We start from the raw sequence: 6,256 nt of genomic DNA, 5'->3' as shown, positions 1-6,256 counted from the left end.
GGTGTGCGCGGAAAGAGCCTGATCGTCAACCTGCCGGGCCGACCGGCGTCGATAAGGCTTTGCCTCGATGCGGTTTTCCCGGCGATCCCCTATTGTCTCGACCTGATCGGCGCCGGGCGCATCGAGACCGACCCGGCACGGGTCAAGGCGCATCGGCCGCCGGCTTGAGGCCGGTCGTGGTTTGCAGAAAGGAGTTTCAGACATGAAAGGACGTCCCGCGCCGGAGCGCACGGTGATCATCGACGGCAAGCCGCTTCCCGAGGTTCTGGACGAGGCGATGATCGTCGCCGTGGTGCATGGCTTTTATGACCGGATTCGCGAGGACGCGCTGCTCGGGCCGGTCTTCAACAGCCGGATCGCTGCCGATGACTGGCCGCGCCATCTTCAGCGCATGTGCGACTTCTGGTCGGCGACGCTGTTGCGCACGGCGCGCTATCAGGGCCGTCCGCTGCCGCCGCATCTGGCGATTCCCGAAATCGAGGAACGGCATTTTCACCGCTGGCTGCAACTCTTTGCCGAAACCGTGGATGCGCTTTGCCCGGAAGAAGTGGCTTCGCTGTTTCTCGACAGGGCCATGCGCATTGCCCATTCCTTCCGTCTGGCGATCGGCTTTCATCGCGGCGAGGATACGACCGGGCTATGCCCGATCGGCCACGCCGATCTTGCGCGTCAGGCAGGCGGTGCGAGATCATGAACGCTCAGGAAACCGGGGCATTCGTCGCGCGCAATGCGGAAGGCCAGTTCGAAATCGGCGCGGAGCGGCTCGCGCGCCGCTTCGGCCTCGGCGTCGATGATCTGCGCGCGATGACGGCGCGCGGGCAGGTGCGGTCTTCGGTTGAACGCGGCGACGGCGAGGATGCGGGACGCTGGCGACTCTCCTTTCGCATCGGCAACCGCCGCTGGCGGCTGACCGTGCGCGAGGATGGCATGATCGAAGACGATGAGTTCAGCATTGTCACCTCCGGCGGGCGTTCGGCCTGAGCGCTAAAGCGTTTCCAGGAAAAGCGGAAGCGCTCTATTGCGAACGGCCGGTTTTCTTGTGCGAGGGCTGGTCGTTGGATTCGCGATCGGCCGTTTCGCCGCTGTCGTCGCGACGTTCCGTTTCCAGCCAGGCCGGGTCCAGTTCGTGCAGAAAACAGGGCGGTGACGACACCTCCATTGCGCCTTCGTCCGGCTGATCCGTCTCGGCGTGGCGGCCGCTCCTTTCCGCGATAACGGCCGCGAGGACCCGCGCGTGGTTGATGCATTCGTCGCGGGCGGCGTAGAGCAAGGTCACGGTGTGTTTCTCGTTCCTTGCGCACAGTTCATCAAGCGCGGCGTTTTCCGCAAGCTCCGCGCGATAGCGCCGTTGAAAATCCTCCCACCGGTCTTCTCTGTGCGCGAACCATTTGCGCAATTCGCCTGAAGGCGCGACGTCCTTGGCCCAGAGATCGACGCGGGCCTTGTCCTTCGCAAGGCCGCGCGGCCAGAGCCGGTCGACGAGAACGCGCAGGCCGTCCGCCTTGTCGGGTTCGTCATAGACCCGTTTGATCTTTACCGGCATCGTGCTGTCTTCCTCCCTTGTGATGCCCCGCAACTGCAAATCAGCGGTCGGGCTTGAAAGTCGCCGCGTGTCGGACTATCGTTGAACATATCAATGTCCAATGGCGGGCATTCCATCGCAAAGCTGCGGATCTGAGAACCGTTTCCTTCAAGGGAGCGCTTCGAATGATGCCGCGGCTTTTTTGTTTTCATTTTAGACAGCGAGGAAAGCCGATGCCACCCCGGCATGTGATCCATTCTGCGCGTCATCTCCCGTTTCCGTCAATCGTCAGCCCTTCTCAAGGCGGAGGACGGCGATGGGTGTAGAGACCGTCAAGAGCGTCTGTCCCTATTGCGGCGTCGGCTGCGGCGTGGTGCTCGATGTCGAGGACGGGCGGATTATCCGACTTTCCGGCGATAGAGAGCATCCGGCCAATCGCGGGCGGCTCTGCACCAAGGGCAAGACCGCGCATGAGGCGATTGTCGCTGCCGGTCGTCTTGCGAATGCGCTTGTGCGGGGGGAGGGCGTTGCGCCAGAGGCTGCCTCCGTCGATGTGGCGATTGCTGAAACGGCGAAGCGGCTGCGCGCAATTGCCGACACGCACGGGCCGGACGCGGTTGCGCTTTATGTTTCGGGCCAGATGTCGATGGAGGCGCAATATCTTGCCAACAAGCTCGCCAAGGGGTTTTTACGCACGCGCCATATCGAGTCCAATTCGAGGCTGTGCATGGCCAGCGCCGGTTCCGGGTACAAGCTGTCGCTCGGCGCAGACGCGCCGCCGGGATCCTATGACGATATCGAAAAGGCCGATCTGTTCCTCGTGATCGGCTCGAACATGGCCGATTGCCATCCGATCCTGTTCCTGCGGATGATGGACCGGGTGAAGCAAGGCGCGAAGCTGGTGGTCGTCGATCCGCGCCGCACTACGACTGCCGAGAAAGCCGACCTTCATCTCGCGCCGAAATCCGGAACCGACCTCGCGCTGCTGAACGGCCTCCTGCATCTGATCGTCGAGGCGGGCGGCATCGATCAGGCCTTTATCGAGGCCCACACCGAGGGCTGGACCGATATGCCGGCCTTTCTCGCCGATTACCCGCCGGAGCAGGTCGCGGCGATCACCGGGCTTGAGGTCGAGGACATCAGGGCCGCTGCCGATATGCTGCGCGCCGCCGGCGAATTCATGACGCTCTGGACCATGGGGCTCAATCAGTCGGTGCAGGGCACGTTCAACACCAATGCAATCTGCAATCTGCATCTTGCGACGGGCAAGATCTGTCGCCCGGGCAGCGGGCCGTTCTCTCTGACCGGCCAGCCGAATGCCATGGGCGGACGCGAGATGGGCTATATGGGGCCCGGCCTTCCGGGGCAGCGTTCGGCGCTCGTCGAAGATGACCGTCGCTTCTGCGAGACCCGCTGGGGCCTTGCGCCCGGCACCATCCGCACCGAGGAGGGCACCGGCACCATCGCCATGTTCGAGGCGATGGCCGCGGGCGCGATCAAGGCCGCCTGGATCATCTGCACCAATCCGGTGGCGAGCGTCGCCAACCGCAAGACGGTGACGGCGGCGCTTGAGCGCGCCGAATTCGTCTCGGTGCAGGATGCCTATGCCGAAACCGAAACCACGCCCTATGCCGATATCCTCCTGCCGGCGGCGGTGTCGTTCGAGGCCGATGGCGTCATGGTCAATTCCGAGCGCAACATGGCGCTGACGGCGGCGGCCGCAAAGGCGCCGGGCGAGGCCCTGCCGGACTGGCAGATCATCGCAAAAGTCGCCTGCGCCATGGGCTACGAGGAAGCCTTCGGCTATGGGAGCGCGGCAGAGGTGTTTGAGGAAATCCGGCGGTTCTCCAATCCTGTCACCGGCTACGATATTTCCGGCGTCACGCATGAACGTCTGCGTGAAGGCAGCATCCAGTGGCCGGCATCCGAGACCGGGCAAGCCACGCGCAACCCCATCCGCTACCGCACGCCTGATACGGGATTGAAATTCGCCACCGAAAGCGGCCGGGCGAAATTCTGGCCACGGCCGCACTCTGGTGCGCGTGAAATGCCGGATGGCGACTATCCGTTCATTCTCAACACCGGCAGGCTTCAGCACCAGTGGCACACCATGACCAAGACCGGCAAGGTCGCCCGGCTGAACAAGCTCAATGCCGCGCCGTTCGTCGAGATCAATCCGGCCGATGCTGCGGCGCTTGCGATTGGCGAGGGTGACCGGGTTTCTGTTTCCTCGCGTCACGGCAGGGCGGTGCTGCCCGCGGTCGTGACCGACCGGGTTTTGCCGGGCGCGTTGTTTGCGCCGTTTCACTGGAACGATGTGTTCGGCGACCAATTGGCGGTCAACGCGGTGACCGGCGATGCCGTCGATCCGATATCGCTCCAGCCGGAATTCAAGGTGACGGCGGTTGCGCTCGCCCGCGTGGCGGCGGCCAAGCCCGATGCGCCGGTGGTTGCGCGGGGCAAGGTCGAGGCTGTGCCGGTGTTAGCGGAAGGCAAGGACGCGCAGCCGGACACGGACCCATCAAAGACCGGTGTCTCCGTGTTCTTTGCCTCGCAGACGGGGACTGCGGAAATGGCGGCCGCCGATCTTTGCGACGCGCTCGGCGCGGCGGGGTACCGGGCGGCGTTGCGCCCGCTCGACGCGGTCTCGCCGCATGACCTTGCGATAAAGGACCCGGGGCTTTTCATCGTCAGCACCTTCGGCGATGGCGATCCGCCCGATCATGCGACCGATTTCTGGGCGGCGCTCTTGCGCGAGGATGCGCCCCGCCTTGAGGGACTGCGCTATGCCGTGGTGGCAATGGGCGACAGTGCCTATGATCAGTTCTGCGGCTTCGGCCGGAAACTGGATGCCCGGCTTGAAGCGCTCGGCGGCGCGCGTCTGGCGGCCTGTCGCACGCTGGATGCGGGCGAGGAGGCGGAGGCGGTTTCAGCGGCGATGGCCGCTCTTTCCGGGCGTTCGAATGGCGCGGCGGCCTCGGCTGAAACCGCCGTCCGTTCCAATGGGCGCAAACCGCCGCAAACCGTTGCGGCCAGGCTCAGCGTCAACCGGCTGCTGAGCGGTTCCGGCAGCGCCAAGGAGGTGCGCCAGTTCGGCTTCCGGGTCGATGGCGCGGCGGATTACGAGGCGGGCGATGCGCTTTCCATCATGCCGCGCAACTGCCCCGAGCTTGTCGATGAAATCCTGAGCTCTCTGCAGCTGCCGGCGGAGACGCCGATTTCCGGCATCAACGGCCACGATATCGGCATCGGCGAGGCGTTGCGCGATCATTTCGAGATCGGTCAGTCGCATCCGGATTTCCTCAAATGGTGGGCGGATGTCAGCGGGCATGAAACGCTGAATACCCTGATTGCCGCCGCCGACCGGAAAGCCCTCAATGACTGGCTTTGGGGCCGGCAGATCGCCGATATTGTCGCCATCGCGCCGAAACCCGTTGCCGGACAGGACTTCTGCGACAATCTGAAGAAGCTGCAGCCGCGGCTCTATTCGATCGCCTCCAGCCCGAAGGCGAGCCCGGATGAAATTCATCTGACGGTTTCGGTGCTGCGCCATGCCCGTTACGGAAAGAGCCGCAAGGGCGTCGCCTCGGTGTTTCTGGCGGACAGGGCGGCGGCCGAGCCGGTGCGCGTTTCGGTGAAGAAACAGGCGCATTTCCGCCCGCCCGCCGATCCGGACACCCCGGCGATCATGGTCGGTCCGGGCACCGGCATTGCGCCGTTCCGTGCCTTTTTGCAGGACCGGGAGGCGGCGGGCGCGGGCGGGCCGAACTGGCTGTTCTTCGGCGAGCAATCGCGCGACAGCGGCTATTATTATCGCGACGAAATCGAGGCCTGGCAGAAGGGCGGTTTGCTGACCCGCTTCGACACAGCCTTTTCGCGCGATCAGGCGGAGAAGATCTATGTCCAGCACCGCATGGCGGAAAACGGGCGCGAAATCTGGAAGTGGCTGCAGGAAGGCGCGCATTTCTATGTCTGCGGCGATGCGAGCCGCATGGCGAAGGATGTGGATGCCGCGCTTAGGGCGGTTGCCGAGACCCATGGCGGGCTTTCGCAAGTGGCCGCCGAAGGCTACGTTAAGACGCTCATCAGGGAAAAACGTTATATGCGCGATGTCTATTGACCGTTTTGCGGAAGCCGCCTCATGAACACCAGTGATCTCGCGATCCTTGTCATCGATGAAAACGCGATCCGCGCCGCCATTATCCGGGACGGCCTGCTCAAGGCCGGCCACCATAATGTGACGGTGGTGGAGGAACTGGTCGGCGTTGCCCGCACGATCGAGCGGCTGTCGCCCGATGTGATCGTGATCGATATCGAAAATCCGAACCGCGACATGCTCGAGAGCCTGTTCGTGCTGTCGCGCACGGTAAAAAAGCCGATCGCGATGTTCGTCGATCGCTCCGATGCCGAAACCATCCATGCGGCCGTCGAGGCCGGGGTCTCGGCCTATGTCGTCGACGGGCTGAAGCAGGAGCGGGTCAAGCCGATCCTCGACATGGCGATTTCCCGGTTCAACGCGTTTTCGCGCATGGCGCAGGAGCTGGAGGCGGCGAAAAGCCAGCTCGAAAACCGCAAGGTGGTCGATCGCGCCAAGGCGCTTTTGATGAAATCACGCGGCATGGACGAGGAAAAGGCCTATGCGCTGCTGCGGCGCACGGCGATGGATCAGAACCGCAAGATTGTCGATGTGGCGCAGAGCCTGATCATGACGTTCGAGATGCTGGAGAGATAGAG

Annotated in this window: 5 protein-coding genes and 1 pseudogene; 5 read left to right on the top strand and 1 reads right to left on the bottom strand. The window is 63.8% G+C overall.

Features of this window, described 5'->3' with window-relative positions:
- The 3 genes and pseudogenes from K7H91_RS23400 to K7H91_RS23390 all read left to right on the top strand — a co-directional run.
- Nucleotides 1–168: pseudogene (locus tag K7H91_RS23400) on the top strand (molybdopterin adenylyltransferase); the annotation flags it as partial.
- A 34-nt stretch (nucleotides 169–202) separates the two neighbouring features.
- Nucleotides 203–694, top strand: coding sequence for a group III truncated hemoglobin (locus K7H91_RS23395; protein ID WP_230722597.1), 492 nt, complete (start codon nucleotides 203–205; stop codon nucleotides 692–694).
- Nucleotides 691–981 carry a DUF6522 family protein gene (locus tag K7H91_RS23390; protein WP_230722596.1) on the top strand — a complete coding sequence of 97 codons (291 nt, stop codon included), beginning with the start codon at nucleotides 691–693 and terminating at the stop codon, nucleotides 979–981. The genes K7H91_RS23395 and K7H91_RS23390 overlap by 4 nt, the downstream gene beginning before the upstream one ends.
- Before the next feature lie 34 nt (nucleotides 982–1,015).
- On the opposite strand, the gene K7H91_RS25785 is transcribed toward K7H91_RS23390, so the two are convergent.
- Nucleotides 1,016–1,543, bottom strand: a complete 528-nt coding sequence (locus tag K7H91_RS25785) for a DUF488 domain-containing protein (RefSeq protein WP_330166038.1) — start codon at nucleotides 1,541–1,543, stop codon at nucleotides 1,016–1,018.
- 295 nt (nucleotides 1,544–1,838) lie between these two features.
- On the opposite strand from K7H91_RS25785, the gene K7H91_RS23380 reads away from it, so the two are divergent.
- Together K7H91_RS23380 and K7H91_RS23375 are read left to right on the top strand one after the other, a co-directional pair.
- Nucleotides 1,839–5,642, top strand: coding sequence for a molybdopterin-dependent oxidoreductase (locus K7H91_RS23380; protein ID WP_230722595.1), 3,804 nt, complete (start codon nucleotides 1,839–1,841; stop codon nucleotides 5,640–5,642).
- Nucleotides 5,643–5,663: 21 nt separating this feature from the next.
- Nucleotides 5,664–6,254 carry an ANTAR domain-containing response regulator gene (locus K7H91_RS23375; protein ID WP_200336689.1) on the top strand — a complete coding sequence of 197 codons (591 nt, stop codon included), beginning with the start codon at nucleotides 5,664–5,666 and terminating at the stop codon, nucleotides 6,252–6,254.
- Nucleotides 6,255–6,256: the final 2 nt, after the last annotated feature.

It is taken from the genome of Martelella mediterranea (genome assembly GCF_021021415.1).
In the GTDB taxonomy this organism is placed as follows: domain Bacteria; phylum Pseudomonadota; class Alphaproteobacteria; order Rhizobiales; family Rhizobiaceae; genus Martelella; species Martelella mediterranea_C.
This window is presented reverse-complemented; position numbering and strand designations above follow the sequence as displayed.

Coding starts and splice junctions, on each gene's coding strand:
- K7H91_RS23395 (WP_230722597.1), top strand. CDS start 203: ATGAAAGGACGTCCCGCGCCGGAGCGCACGGTGATCATCGACGGCAAG.
- K7H91_RS23390 (WP_230722596.1), top strand. CDS start 691: ATGAACGCTCAGGAAACCGGGGCATTCGTCGCGCGCAATGCGGAAGGC.
- K7H91_RS25785 (WP_330166038.1), bottom strand. CDS start 1,543: ATGCCGGTAAAGATCAAACGGGTCTATGACGAACCCGACAAGGCGGAC.
- K7H91_RS23380 (WP_230722595.1), top strand. CDS start 1,839: ATGGGTGTAGAGACCGTCAAGAGCGTCTGTCCCTATTGCGGCGTCGGC.
- K7H91_RS23375 (WP_200336689.1), top strand. CDS start 5,664: ATGAACACCAGTGATCTCGCGATCCTTGTCATCGATGAAAACGCGATC.